This window comes from Nonomuraea sp. NPDC049129 (assembly GCF_040648495.1).
Classification (GTDB): domain Bacteria; phylum Actinomycetota; class Actinomycetes; order Streptosporangiales; family Streptosporangiaceae; genus Nonomuraea.
Window position 1 is genome coordinate 647,895 of sequence record NZ_JBEZDU010000005.1, and the last position, 13,127, is coordinate 661,021.

Genomic DNA, 13,127 nt, shown 5'->3' on the forward strand with positions numbered 1-13,127 from the left:
TCAGGCGTTGACGATCCGGTTGATGTTCTCGGGTGACAGGTAGTTCTCGATCGCCAGGATCCCGGCGCCCAGCGCGGCGGCGTTGATCCCGGTACGACTGGGCACGATCGAGAGGTGATGCGTGGCCAGCGGCAGCGATCTGCGGTAGACGGTCTCCTTGATGCCGGCGAGCAGGTGTTCGTGGACCCGGGACAGGGCGCCGCCGATGACGATCACCTCGGGGTTGAAGAAGTTGACCAGGCTGGCGAGCACCTCGCCGATCAACCGGCCCGCCTCTCTGACCAGCCGGAGCGCTTGGGTGTTGCCCGCCTGTACCAGCGCCACGACGTCGGCCCCCGTCTCGGCGGGCGTGCCGAGCTCGGTCAGCCTCCTGGCGACGGCCGCGCCGCCGGCGACGGCCTCCAAGCAGGCGCTGTTGCCGCAGCGGCAGCCGGCGTCCTCGTGGCCGGAGACCCGGATGTGGCCGATGTCGCCGGCCGAGCCCTGGGCGCCGCGGTGCAGCTTGCCCTCGGCCACGATGCCGCAGCCGATGCCGGTGCCGATCTTGACGAACAGCAGGTGTTCGGCGTCGGGGTAGGCGTTGCGGTGCTCGCCGAGCGCCATGACGTTCACGTCGTTGTCGACGAGTACGGCGCAGCCCGCGAAGTGCTCGGGAATCGGGTAGTCGTTCCAGCCGGGCATGATCGGCGGGTTGTTGGGCCGGCCCGTGGCGAACTCCACCGGCCCCGGCACCCCCATCCCGATCGCCTTGAGCGCGGCGCGGGGCCGTCCCGCCTCGGCGAGCAACCGGTCCAGCCGCTCGTCGACGTGGGCCAGGACCGTCTCCGGACCCTCGGCGATCAGCAGCGGGTCCTCGCACTCGGCCAGCGCGTCGCCCGAGATGTCCATCAGCGCGATCCTGCAGTGCGTGGCGCCCAGGTCGACGCCCGCGAAGGCGTGGTCCGCGGTGTGCAGGCGTAACTGCCGCGGCGGCCGGCCGCCGGTGGACTCGCCGCTTCCGGTCTCGGAGACCAGGCCGCGCTCGATCAGCGCGTCGACGCGCTGGCTGATCGTGGACCTGGCCAGGCCGGTCAGCCGGGCGAGGTCCGAGCGGGTGGTAGCGGAACCGGCGCTGATGAGCGTCAGAACGTCACCGGGCGAGCCCGGAGCGGAGGTCATGCGGCGACAATAAGATCACACAAGCGGCAAATCAAGAGTGTTAGCCGCCCAAACCATCCCTACTTCCGCCGATAATCAAACAAAGATCCCCGAATTCGGACATAAGGGCAGTTCGGCCCCAGTGAGGTCGCGACGCGCGCCACCCTGCGGCGGCCCGTTGCCGCACGCTCCGGCCGCCCCACGCTTCGACGACCCCCCGCCGCCCGCGCTGGCAGCCCGCCTTCACACGCCCCAGCGCCTCGGAGCGACCTCCCCGCGAGAGCGACACAGCCCCGGGACGGCCCCGCGGAGCATCGGCGCCCGACAGACCGTCAACATCTGGAGAACCATTAGTGGTCATTCGGTAAGAACTGTGCGGCGACCGGAGCACCCATTAAGAGGGCGCATATAACGGGTTCCGTGGCGAACACTTCGCTGGAATTCCGGGCGAAATGTCCCACGACCCGAACTGCCATCCATACGGGGAGTCCGAAATGAGAGAAAAAATCACGATACCTATTTTCGTGGCGATGGCCGTGGGAGGTGGGATCGCCTTCGGGACCGCAGGACTGGCGTCCGCCTCCACGGACAGCCAGATGGCACCCATGAGCACCGAGAGCCCGCGACCCTATCCGCCGAGGCCCACTGCCAGTGCCAGTGCCGCCGCCACGCCGAGGGCCACCTCGACGTCGTCGTCGCACGTCAACATCGACGTCGACATCGACCCCGAGGAGTTCCGTGGGTGGCATCGTCGCCATCGGGGCTGTGGCCATGGGTGCTGTGGCCATAGGTGCCATGGCCACCACAGGGAGCTGCCGATGACGGGAGCGCCCGTGAAGGCCCTGGCCGCGGCCGGTGCCGGCATGCTCCTGACGGGCACCGCCGGCACGCTGATCGCCATGCGGCGTCGCCGTTCGTACAGCGCGAAGTAAGCCACCGATCTCACAGTGCGAAGTAAGAGACGCCGAGTTGTCATCGCCGGCCTGCTGGCTCCCGCCGCGGGTCTCACGCTGGCCGGGGGTTGGGCCGCGCACCTCACTTTGAGCGTGCGGGACCACCTGCAGGCGACCAGGAACGCGCTGGTCCTGCTGCGCGCGAGCGACCCCGGCCGGCTGGCCGGGACGCTCGCGGACGCGCAGTGGCACGCGACCGAGGCCCGCCGGCTCACCTCCGGCCCGGACTGGTCGTTGCTCGCTCACACTCCCCTGGTCGGAGAGAGCGCGACGACCATCCGCGGTCTGGCGGAGGCCGCCGCGAAGCTGACCGGTGCCCTGACCGACGTGCACCGGGCCGCCGCGCGGCTGATCACGGCCGGTGGGTCCGCCAAGGGCGCTTCCATGACCGACATGGGCGAACTGCTGGCCGATTTGGAGTCGGCGGCACCGGCCCTGGACGCCGCCGCCGACCGGGTCGCTCTGGCGCGCTCACGCCTGTCCGTAACCCCGGCGGACACAGGCGTGAGCGAGCTGGACCAGGCCCGCGTCACGGCCCTGGAGCAGATCGATCGGCTGCACGGCTGGCTCGGCGCCGCGGCCGACGCCGCCGCCCTGCTACCGCCGATGCTGGGCCATGACGGTCCACGCCGCTATTTCCTGGCATTCCAGACGAATGCCGAGGCGCGCGGAACCGGCGGCCTGGTGGGCGCCTTCGGCATTCTGAAAGCCGGGCAAGGAAAACTCGGCATTCAGCGGCTCTCCGCCAACACCCGCCTCGCGCCGAGTTCGGCGCCGGTCGCCGACAATGGGCCGGCATTCAGCGCGCGTTACGGGCCGAGCGCGCTTTCCCTGCTCTCCAATTCCAATCTTTCCCCGCATTTCCCGTACGCCGCGACCACCTGGACCGCGCTCTGGGAGCGGCAGACGGGCCGGCGGCTGGATGGCGCCATCGCGACCGACCCGGTCGGGCTCTCCTACCTGCTGCGGCTGATCGGCCCGGTCACTCTGCCGGGCGGTGAGACGGTGACCGCCGAGAACGTCACCGACCTGACCGAGCGGGTGGCCTATGTCCGCTACCAGGATCCGGACGAGCGTAAGAAGTACCTCATCACGATCGCCGGCGCCGTCAGCGAGGCGATGACCCGGTCCCATCCGGATCCCCGCACCTTGATGTCCACCTTGGCGCAGATGGTGGATGAGCGGCGGATCCAGGTGTGGAGCCGCAGGGGCGTCGAGCAGCGCCGCCTGGCCACGACGCCGCTGGGCGGTGTGCTGCCGCAGGAGCCGGGACCGTTCGCCGGACTGGTGGTCAACAATTCCGGCGGCAACAAGCTCGACTACTACCTCAAGCGCTCGGTCGACTATGAGCTGGGACCCTGCCGTCCCGACGGGCAACGCGTCACGAAGGTGCGGGTCAGTCTCACCAATGACGTGCCGCACAGGAAGCTGCCCAGGTATGTCACCAGCCGCCTTGACTCCCCGGAGCGCGCTCATGCCGTCGGATCCAACCTGCTGTGGGTGTCGCTGTACACGGGGGTCGGCGCGAAGAACGGCGGCGTGCGGATCGACGGCAAGCCGGTGAAGATCATCAAAGAGGTCGAACGATCCCACCCCGTCTACTCCACCATGCTGGAGCTCGCGCCCCGGCAGTCGAAGACGCTGGAGTTCCTCCTGCTCGAACCCGCCTCGGACGCGGCGCCGCTGGTGCCCGTGCAGCCACTGGTCCATCCCCAGCAGACCAGCATCACCCAGGACCATCGGGGCTGTACCTTCGAGACTCCCACCAAATAATCGATACCTGAAGCGAAGGGTAAAGACCGGCGCGCCGCCGACGGCCGTCTGACCAGGGCGTTCTAGCGTCGCGCTCATGGAAGGTACGCGGGACGCGTCTGGTTTCCACATCCTGTTCGTCTGCACGGGCAACATCTGCCGCTCTCCCTTGGCGGAGCGGCTGACCCGGTCGGCCCTCGGGCCGGCGTTCCGGGTGACCAGCGCGGGCACCCACGCCGAGCCGGGCATGGAGATGGCCGAGCACACGCGGCAGACGCTGCTGCGCCTCGGTGGTGATCCCAGCGGCTTCGTCTCCAGCCCGCTGACCACCGAGGTGGTGGCCGCCGCGGACCTCGTGCTGACGGCCGCCGCCGCGCATCGCGCCGAAGTGGTGACCAGGCAGCTCCAGGCCGCCGGGCGTACCTTCACCATCGCCGAGTTCGGCGCCTTGAGCAGCGCGGTCGAGCCCGCGGCGGTCACGCGTCATCGCGATCCCGTACGGCGGGCGCACGCGCTGGTCGACGAGGTGCGCGGGCTGCGCGGCCTGGTGCCGGTGGACCGGCCCGACATCCTCGACCCCATCGGTGGCACCCGGTGGCACCACCGGATGGCGGGACGGAGGATCGCCAGATCGCTCGACGTCCCGCTCCGGCTCCTCACACAGCCGTCGGCGCCTTGACCGCGGCCCTGGCCTCGGCGCCGGTGTCGGTCTCATACCCGTAGCCGTAACCGTAGCCGTCGTATCGGCTGGCCTTGGCAGGGACGAAGTTCATGACCGTGCCCACGATGCGCGCGTTGATCGACGCCAGCAACTCCGTGCCCCGGACGATGTGCTCCTGCCGGGTCTTGCCGTACCGGGCGACGAGCAGCACTCCGTCGCAGATCGCCGAGAGCGTCGCGGCGTCGGTCACCGGCAGCAGCGGCGGCGCGTCGACGATCACGATGTCGTAGTCGTCCATGACCTGGTCGATCACCTGGCGCATCCCTCGTGAGCCGAGCAGCTCGCTCGGGTTCGGCGGGATCTGGCCGCTCGGCAGCACGAACAGGCGCGGCTCGCCCCAGGGCTGGATCACCTCGTCCAGCTTTGCCTTGCCGATCAGTACGTCCGTCAGGCCGACCGCGCCCTCGATGCCGAGGTAGGTCGGGATGCGCGGACGGCGGAGGTCGCCGTCGACCAGGAGCACCCGCCAGCCCGCCTGGGCCAGGGTGATCGCGAGGTTGGAGGAGGTCGAGGACTTGCCCTCGTTCGGCAGGCAACTGGTGATCACCAGGGACTTGGGCTGCCGGTCCACACCGATGAACTGCAGGTTCGTACGGAGTGAGCGGAACGCCTCCGACCTGGACGATCGGCCCCCGCTACGGACGATCAGCGGGTGACGCCGCGCGTCCCGCTCGTACCCGATGATCCCGAGAGTCGAGCTCTTCGAGACCCGCTGCAGCGCGTCGGAGGTCTTGATGGTGGTGTCCAGACGATCACGGAGCGTCAGCGAGCCGATGGCGATGACCAGCGCGATCAGTACGGCGACCACCAGGTTGACCACCGGCCTGGGGCTGACCGGCGCCTGAGGGATCTCCGCCTGGTCCACCACGGTGACCTTGACCGTGGGCCGGGTGGCCGAATTGACCCGCTCGAGCTGCTCGATCAGCTGCGTGAACCGCGTGCCCAGGGCGTTGGCCAGCTGTGCGGCGCGGGCCGGGTCGGTGTCGGTGACGGTCGCACGGAGCAGGACGGTGCCGGGGACGACCTCGGCGGAGATGTTCGCCTGCATCCGGCGGATGTCCTCGGGCGTGGTGATCTGGCTGACCACCCGGCGGCTGGACAGCAGAGTGGCATAGGACTGCACCCTCTGCGCCGACAGCATGCCCGCCTGATAGGCGGTGGAGAGGCTGCCTTCCCTGTCCTGGCCGGAAACCAGCATGGAGATCGTCGCGACGTACTGCGGCGGAGTGTTCGCGGTGACCACCACCGCCGTGCTGATCCCGATCACCAGCGAGATGAGGAGAAGCAGCCAGTTTCGGCGCAGGAGCCGCATGTAGTAGAGCAAATCCACTGGATCAACGCCGCCTTTCGCGGATTCTTGGAGGAGCCTTGAGGTCTTCGATCGGCACGTAGACGTGCACACCCTGCAGCAAGGCGATGAGAACGATGGCGGTTCCGCCCGCGACCATCGTCGTGACCAGGGGCGATATCCAGCGCATGGCCATCAGCAGGCAGCAGCCGCCCGCCACGGCCGCCAGCGCGCCGAGCGTCGCGGCGGCCGTCCGGGTGCTGAGCCCCAGCCGGCGGAGCCGGTGTGTCACATGGTCGGTACCGCCTATCAGCGGCGAGCGGCCCGCCCGCACCCGCGAGAGGAACACGACGCCGGTGTCGACGGTGGCGACGAAGGTCGGCAGGAGCAATCCGGCGATCATCTCGCCCGGACCCTGCCCCCTCACCAGGAAGACCGCCGAGCAGGTGACCACGAATCCGATGAACAGGGATCCGGAGTCACCCATGAATATCCTCGCGGGCGCCCAGTTGTGCGGCAGGAAGCCGAGGCTGGTGCCCGCGAGCGCGATCAGCAGCAGCCCCAGCGCCGGGTGGCCGGTCACGAAGGCCGTTCCACCCAGGAGGGCGGCCGTGACGGTGCTGACGGCTCCCAGCGCGCCGTCCATGTTGTCCAGCAGGTTGAAGGAGTTGAGCATCACGACGATCCACACGACCGTGAGGCCGCCGTCCACCCATCCATTGGCCGGCGTGCTTATGTGGACACCGGCGAGCGCGACCCCACTGGCCGCCGCGGCCTCCACGACCAGCCTGGTGACCGGGCGCAGCGGGCCGACGTCGTCGATCAGACCGACCAGCGACACCGCGGTACCCGCCAGGAGAATCGCCATGATCCGGAGTTCGGCGAAGCCGAGCACCGCGATCACCGGCACGACCGCGCCGAGCGTGATCGCGATGCCACCCAGGTAAGGAGTCGGGCGGACGTGCGCCTTCTTCTCGCTGGGGCGATCGGTCAGTTCCCATTGCAGCGCCAGGCGCCTCAACGGCACGATCGCCGCACAGCTGATCACGAAGGCGGCCACGCCGGTGGCAAGGGCGATCGTCGCGTTCACCGGTTGGACGCCGTGAGCTCTTCGCGAACCTGCTTGACGACCTCGGTCAGGATCTCGTCGAGAGTGTGCCGGGGAGCCCAGCCGGTGAGCTCGCGGATCCGGGTGGTGTCGGGGACCCTGCGGGTCATGTCCTCGAAGCCCTGCCGGTAGGCCTCGTGATACGGGATGAGGTCGATCCCGGAGGTGGACCCGGTGTGCTCGATGACCAGCTTCGCCAGGTCCAGAATGCTCACCTCGTTCGCGGAGCCGATGTTGAAGGTCTGACCGACCGCCGCCTCAAGGTCGAGGAGCCGCAGCAACGCGTCGACGACATCCGCGACGTGCGCGAAGCAGCGGGTCTGGCTTCCGTCGCCGAAGACCGTGAGCGGCGCGCCGCTGACCGCCTGATGGACCAGACGGGGGATGACCATTCCGTACGCCGGGCTCTGCCGTGGGCCCACGGTGTTGAACAGCCGCACGACGATCGTCGGCAGGCCGCGCTCCTGGTGATAGGCGTTGGCCAGGATCTCGTCGACGGCCTTGGCCGTGCTGTAGGCCCAGCGCACCACGGACGGGCTGCCGAGGATGCGGTCGGCGTCCTCCCGCAGCGGTCCGGACGAGTTCTTGCCGTAGATCTCGCTCGTACTGGTGATCAGGATCTTTTTCCGGTAGCGATGCGCGGCCTCGATGACGACCTCGGAGCCACGGATGTTGGTCGTCAGGCACCGGAGCGGCTGCTCGACGATCAGCTTGACGCCGACCGCGGCCGCGAGATGGACGACGACGTCGCACTCGTGGACCAGTTCGTCCACCATGAGCTCGTCCAGCACGGAGCCCTGGACGAACTGAAGGTGGGGGTGGCCGGCGGCGAGCGCGAGGTTCGCGGTCCGTCCCGTCGACAGATTGTCGACCACCACGACGGAGTCACCGCGCGCCAGCAGCGCGTCGGTGAGATGGGATCCGATGAAACCGGCCCCGCCTGTCAGCAGATATCGCATGTTGTCACCTCGCCCTTCTGGCTGAAGCGCGTGCCCGGCGCTCTTCGTACAGCGATCGATACATGGCCTCGGTGTCTGCCACCAGGCGCTCCACCCCGAACGAGGAGGTGGTCCAGTCGCGGGCGGCCTCGCCCATCCGGTGCCTGAGGTCTGGGTCGGTCAGCAGTCGTACGGTGTGCTTGGCCAGCTCACCGACGTCGGCGCTGCTCACCAGACCGGTCTGTTCGTGCTTGATGACCTCGGCGACGCTGCCCACCCTGGTGGAGACGCAGGGCCTGCCCACCATGCCGGCCTCGATGAGCGCGACGGGCATCCCCTCGTTGTCGGAGGTCAGCAGGACCATGTCGGCGGCCGAGCAGATGGTGGCCACGTCGTTCCGCCAGCCGAGCAGATGGAAGGAGGCACGCATGGGAGTGACCGCCTGCTCCATCTGCTCGCGGAGCTCACCGTCTCCGCAGACGACGAAGTGGCAGTCGGGCACCTGCCGGAGCACCGCCCTCGCCGTGGCGACGAATCTGTCGGGACGCTTCACCTGGGTGAGCCGGCCCACGAAGGCGACCACGGGCGCGTCCGGCGGAAGTCCCAGCGACCGGCGGGCGTCCTCGCGGCTGGGGACCGGGCCGAGCCCGACGCCCGGCGGGGTGACGATGTACTGCTCGCGACGGCCGATCCCGGCCTCCAGCAACTCGTCGCGGACGCGGGCTCCCACGGTCACCAGACGATCGGACATCGACGCGAGAAGGCGCTCCGTCCGTACGTAGACAAATCGCTTGGGCGGCGAGAAATGGCCGTAAAGGAGATGCCCGTGAAACACGTGGGCCATGGCCGGGTTGATGCCGGACAGGCGAGCGGCCACGCGACCCAGCAATCCGGCCTTCGTCGTCCGCGTGTGCACGATATGCGGCCGGAACGTGCGTATCGCCTTGATCAGGTGGGCGACGGCCCGGACGTCATCAGCGGGCTTGATCGAGCGACCGAGCCCAGGAACCCGGTGAACCGGCATCGCCGAATCCCGGAGCAGGAAATGGTCGCCTTCGTCGCCACTGACGTCACCCGTGTAGAGGCGGTGATCGAAGGTGTCGTTGTTCAGCTGCGCGCACAACCCCGTCAGCTGAGTAGCCGGGCCGCCGATGTTCATCCGGGCGATGACATCCATGACTCTTATGCGGCCGTCCGGCTTCGCACAAGCTCCTGCGGAATGGGTCTTCATGCCGCAGAAGCTAGCTTGGGCCTTGACTCGTTCAATGGTCCGAGTCGCGGTGCCGACGGAATATTTGCATATCTTGTCCCCGCAGGTTATGGAATCAGCTCGGATGAGCTGACCGGCCGACGTCTTTCCTACTGACTTACAGCGGTTCGGTGTGCCATGCCGATCTCGGCAGCCGCTCGTCGTATTGTTCGTCGTGCCGTCCCGATCACATCGACATAGAGGTCGATATGGCGCCAATACGAGCGTTGAGGAGTTTGGGTGGAAAACCTTATCGTGGCCGCCGCGGTGATCACACTGGTCTTCCTTGTTTCGATAAGTTTTGACAAACAGGCGGCGTGGCACGTGTTGCCGGTGCTGCTTGCCGCCTTCGCCGCCCGGATCGTCATTCACTTCGCGGTAGTACGGCCAGATGCCGTCGGATACGGCGGCGACTATCTGGGGTACGAAGCCATGTCCCTGGAGACCGCCACGTTCTGGCAGCGCGAAGGCTTTCAGTTCGCCACCTCGGTGCCGGCCGAGCGCTTCGACTCCGTAGCGCTACCGTGTTATGTCTTCGCCATCCTCATGTATCTGTGCGGCGGCCCGGCTCCGCTCGCCTGCGTGGCGGTCGTGGCGTTGATAGCGTGCGCGCTGTGCATCGTCATGTACAGATTCGCGCGGTTGGTGGGCGCCGACGAACGGGCGGCATTCGTCCTGCTGGCCATCACCGCCTTTTCCCCGATGTTCCTCCTGTGCACGTCGGATACGTTCAAGGATGGATTCAACGCGTTCCTCGTCGTGAGCTGTCTCTACCTCGCCGTTTCGAACGCTCGACGGTTTGACATCCGCAAGCCACTCACCACGCTGGCATTGCTGTGGGGGCTCCTCAACGTACGTGCCTACATGGTGTTCATGTGTGGGGTTCCGTGGCTGCTCGGGCTCATGGGTTCGCGGGGCGCGGCGTTCACTCGCGTTCTGGTCGTCTCCGCCGGATTGGTGGTGTCGGGCCTGTTCTTCGCCGGCTATGTCGACGACGACGGGTTCGTGGATTCGGCACTGGGACAGTTGGAGTTCGGCCAGTCAGAAGAGGCTCGCCGCTCATATGCCAGCCAGGGTTCAGGCGTGCTGTTCGAGGACAGCGGCAGCGCGTGGGGTTCGCTGCTCCCGAAGTTGCTCTACACGCTGCTGGCTCCTTTCCCCTGGGCTGATGGCAGCGCGACGCTGCAGCTGGCGAAGATCGAGACGCTGGTCTGGTACTTCATGCTCTACAGCGCGATCCGCGGGGCGCGGCTGCTCTGGCGTTATGACCGTCGATCGCTCATGATTCTGCTGTTCTTCATCGTGCCGAGCACGATCGCCTACGCGACGACAGTGGCCAATGTCGGCCTGATCTTCCGGCAGCGCATTCCCATCGTCATGCTCACGAGCCTGCTGTCCGCGGTGGCATGGAGCAGGAGGCGGCCGGCGGCGGACATCGAAGAAGCCGCACGTCCGCCGCTGACCGCGCTCAGCAGTCCTTCCGGATCAGGGCGAGCCGCTGGTAGAGATTGATGTGCTGATCGACCAGCACGTCCACATCAAGATGCTCGCGCGCCCAGGCGCGCGCCTCGCGTCCTAGACAGGCCGCGAGGTCCGGGTCGTCGAGGACGCGGACGATGCCGTCGGCCAGAGCCTCCGCGTCGGACGCGGGGATCAGGACGCCCCGGCCGTCCAGCAATTCGGGTGTGCCGCCTACCGCGGTGGCGACGATCGGCCGTCCTGCGGCCATCGCCTCCATGACCGCGTTGCTCAGGCCCTCCCAAAGGGAGGGAAGGACCACCACATCGGCTCTGGCCAGGAGCGCCTTCACGTCAGTGCGGTCACCGAGGAAACGGACATCCACCCGCGACCCGCGGACCAGCTCCTCCAGGCGGTGCCGTTCCCTGCCTTCGCCGGCGAGCAGGAAGGTGCACGGCCGGCCTCGCCGGAGCAGCCGGGAGGCGGCCTCGATCAGGATGTCGTGCCCCTTCTGCGGCGCCAGGCGGGCCACGCACAGCACAACAGGGAGTTCGGTGTCTTCGATGCTCGCCGGCTCGGCCCGCTCGAAGGCGGAGGCCCGAAGACCGTTGTAGATCACGCTCAGTTTGCGTGCCGGGATCTTTGTGATCGCGCGGGCTTCCTCAGCCACGGCGACCGCGTTCGTCACGACGTGATCGGTGAGCCGGGTCATCGTTCGTTCGAGAACGAGCACCCGCCGGTGGCGTTGTTCCGGCTCGCCCGCGTTGCGCCGACCGGCCACCATGACGGGCACGCCCGCCAGCCAGGCGGCAGGTGGTCCCAGCATTCGGCCCTCGAAGAGATAGGCGTGCAGCACCTCGGGCCGAATATGCCGCAGCGATCGAATGAGACGCGCGAAACCCCGCAGACACCGCAGCAGATCAGCTGATCCTGACGATGTGCGGCCGAAGCCGAGGTGATGCACTTCTATTCCGGCGTCACGGAGGACCGCTTCGTGCGGTCCGCTTTTCGAGATGAGGAACATGTGCACCTCGATGCCTCTGCCGGACAGACCTTGCGCGAGCAGGGATATCTGAGCCTCGGCTCCCCCGCGCCCCAGGTGCCCGATGAGGAATGCGACACGGCGTAGAGTGGATCGGTCTCTTTTCCGCATGGCTCCTTTACTCCTTCCCGCTTCCTTGAAGTTCGCTTTCTTCAAGCTCCGCCGGAGCCGCGCGGGCCCGGAAGAACCACATCACCTCGATGACCGCCAGCAGGCCGTAAGCGATCGAGGATGACAGCGCGGCTCCTGCCGCACCCATGTAGGGGATCAGGACCAGATCGAGCGCGATGTTCACAGCGAGCGCTACGACGGTGATCCCGGAGATGCCGAGGGGGCGGTCGAGCCGGATAAGGTACTGCCCCGTCAGGCGCACGATGGCGTACGCGGCGATCCCCGGGGCCAGGATGACCAGCGGCAGGACGCTTCTCTCATAGGAGGCACCGAACACGAAGGGGACCAGCAGCGGGGAGGCGGCGGCGAGGAAGAGCGCGCAGCCCGATGAACAGAGCAACGCGAGCCGGAGCGCGCGCGCGGTAGCCGCGGCGGATGTGGTCATGTCACCGCTGGCCTGCTGTGGCAGGACGACCTGAATGACGGCGTCCGCGGGCACCCGGGCGATCGTGATCACGACTACCGCCACGCTGTAGAGACCGGCCTCGGACGCGGACACCAGCGCGTTGAGCAGCAGGATGTCCGCCGCCGACCACAGCAGGAAATACTGGGCGATGTGGCCGATGTGGTAGCGCCCGGCCAGGCCGAGTTGGCGCACGGCGAGGTCCCAGCTGGCGTGGCTGAGATTCGGGCGCAGCGTCCGCAGGTACAACGGGAGCGGTACGACGGCGGACACGGTCCACATGATGACGACCGCAGAGATCGTGAAGTGGCCCAGCACCGCCAGCAGCACCAGGGGCAGGCAGTTGATCAAGCCGGAAACGAGGATGCTGCGGTTGATGAGGGCCATCCTGGCTTGGAGCGTCAGCATGCCCCGCAGGTTGACGATCGCGGCCATGGCGGGCACCCCCGCCAGAGCCACCGCCATGAGCAGGGCCGGCCGGTTCGGGAACACCAACGGTGACGCGACGAAGACGGCCAGGCCGGCCACCGCGCCCAGCCCTATCCCGAGCAGGAGGCCGTTGGCGGTCAGCACGCGGCTGAGAGCGCCGTCCTTCCAGAGCGCGATCTGGGTGTTGACGACGGTGAAATGTCCAAGGATGGCCGCTCCGGAGACCAGGCTGACGATCAGCGCGTACTGACCCCTGCCATCAGGCTGGAGGTAGCGGGCGATCAAGATGCTGGTGACTGTCGACAGCAGGAGGCGGAGTGACTGGCTCGTCCCCGCCTGCACCATCCTGGCGGTACTCGAGGTTTCCGAGAAGATCCAGGCGCGAAGGCGCAGCACGCCCGAGGAGAGCCTGTTACCGACGTCGGTGCTCGGTTGTGAGGGGCTCCGCCTTCTTACCTCACGCTGGCTACGCATCACA

Annotated in this window: 11 protein-coding genes; 4 read left to right on the forward strand and 7 right to left on the reverse strand. The window is 67.8% G+C overall.

Translation table 11 applies throughout. The annotated features are described in order from the left end of the window. A complete protein-coding gene (locus AB0B64_RS19070; protein WP_358178668.1) occupies positions 1-1,158 on the reverse strand; it encodes an ROK family transcriptional regulator in 1,158 nt (385 codons plus the stop codon). Positions 1,159-1,955: 797 nt separating this feature from the next. On the opposite strand from AB0B64_RS19070, the gene AB0B64_RS19075 reads away from it, so the two are divergent. The 3 genes from AB0B64_RS19075 to AB0B64_RS19085 all read left to right on the forward strand — a co-directional run bounded on the left by AB0B64_RS19075 (position 1,956) and on the right by AB0B64_RS19085 (position 4,521). Next, complete coding sequence (locus AB0B64_RS19075; RefSeq protein ID WP_358178670.1) at positions 1,956-2,069, forward strand: LPXTG cell wall anchor domain-containing protein; 114 nt, start codon at positions 1,956-1,958, stop codon at positions 2,067-2,069. A gap of 15 nt (positions 2,070-2,084) precedes the next feature. Next, positions 2,085-3,863: a DUF4012 domain-containing protein gene (locus AB0B64_RS19080; protein WP_358178672.1), complete on the forward strand. Its 1,779-nt coding sequence runs from the start codon at positions 2,085-2,087 to the stop codon at positions 3,861-3,863. Positions 3,864-3,939: 76 nt separating this feature from the next. Then, positions 3,940-4,521 (forward strand): hypothetical protein, encoded by a 582-nt coding sequence (locus tag AB0B64_RS19085; RefSeq protein ID WP_358178674.1) that lies wholly within the window; start codon positions 3,940-3,942, stop codon positions 4,519-4,521. Here the strand turns inward: AB0B64_RS19085 and AB0B64_RS19090 are convergent. The 4 genes from AB0B64_RS19090 to AB0B64_RS19105 are packed head-to-tail and all read right to left on the reverse strand — an operon-like array spanning position 4,499 to position 9,074. After that, on the reverse strand, positions 4,499-5,893 hold the full coding sequence (locus AB0B64_RS19090; protein ID WP_357949759.1) for a polysaccharide biosynthesis tyrosine autokinase: 1,395 nt from the start codon (positions 5,891-5,893) through the stop codon (positions 4,499-4,501). The two genes, AB0B64_RS19085 and AB0B64_RS19090, sit on opposite strands and share 23 nt — an antisense overlap. Positions 5,894-5,897: 4 nt before the next feature. Continuing rightward, the gene (locus AB0B64_RS19095) at positions 5,898-6,941 is read right to left on the reverse strand and encodes an MraY family glycosyltransferase (protein ID WP_357949757.1); all 1,044 of its coding nucleotides are present in this window, start codon (positions 6,939-6,941) and stop codon (positions 5,898-5,900) included. Further along, positions 6,938-7,918, reverse strand: a complete 981-nt coding sequence (locus AB0B64_RS19100; protein ID WP_357949754.1) for a GDP-mannose 4,6-dehydratase — start codon at positions 7,916-7,918, stop codon at positions 6,938-6,940. The genes AB0B64_RS19095 and AB0B64_RS19100 overlap by 4 nt, the downstream gene beginning before the upstream one ends. A gap of 4 nt (positions 7,919-7,922) precedes the next feature. Then, the gene (locus AB0B64_RS19105; RefSeq protein WP_357949752.1) at positions 7,923-9,074 is read right to left on the reverse strand and encodes a glycosyltransferase; all 1,152 of its coding nucleotides are present in this window, start codon (positions 9,072-9,074) and stop codon (positions 7,923-7,925) included. A 312-nt stretch (positions 9,075-9,386) separates the two neighbouring features. On the opposite strand from AB0B64_RS19105, the gene AB0B64_RS19110 reads away from it, so the two are divergent. Further along, entirely contained in the window at positions 9,387-10,658 is a 1,272-nt protein-coding gene (locus AB0B64_RS19110) for a hypothetical protein (protein ID WP_358178676.1), read from the forward strand. On the opposite strand, the gene AB0B64_RS19115 is transcribed toward AB0B64_RS19110, so the two are convergent. Continuing rightward, on the reverse strand, positions 10,615-11,757 hold the full coding sequence (locus tag AB0B64_RS19115; RefSeq protein WP_357949746.1) for a glycosyltransferase: 1,143 nt from the start codon (positions 11,755-11,757) through the stop codon (positions 10,615-10,617). The genes AB0B64_RS19110 and AB0B64_RS19115 overlap by 44 nt on opposite strands. A 7-nt stretch (positions 11,758-11,764) precedes the next feature. Then, a complete protein-coding gene (locus AB0B64_RS19120; protein ID WP_358178678.1) occupies positions 11,765-13,123 on the reverse strand; it encodes a polysaccharide biosynthesis C-terminal domain-containing protein in 1,359 nt (452 codons plus the stop codon). Positions 13,124-13,127: the final 4 nt, after the last annotated feature.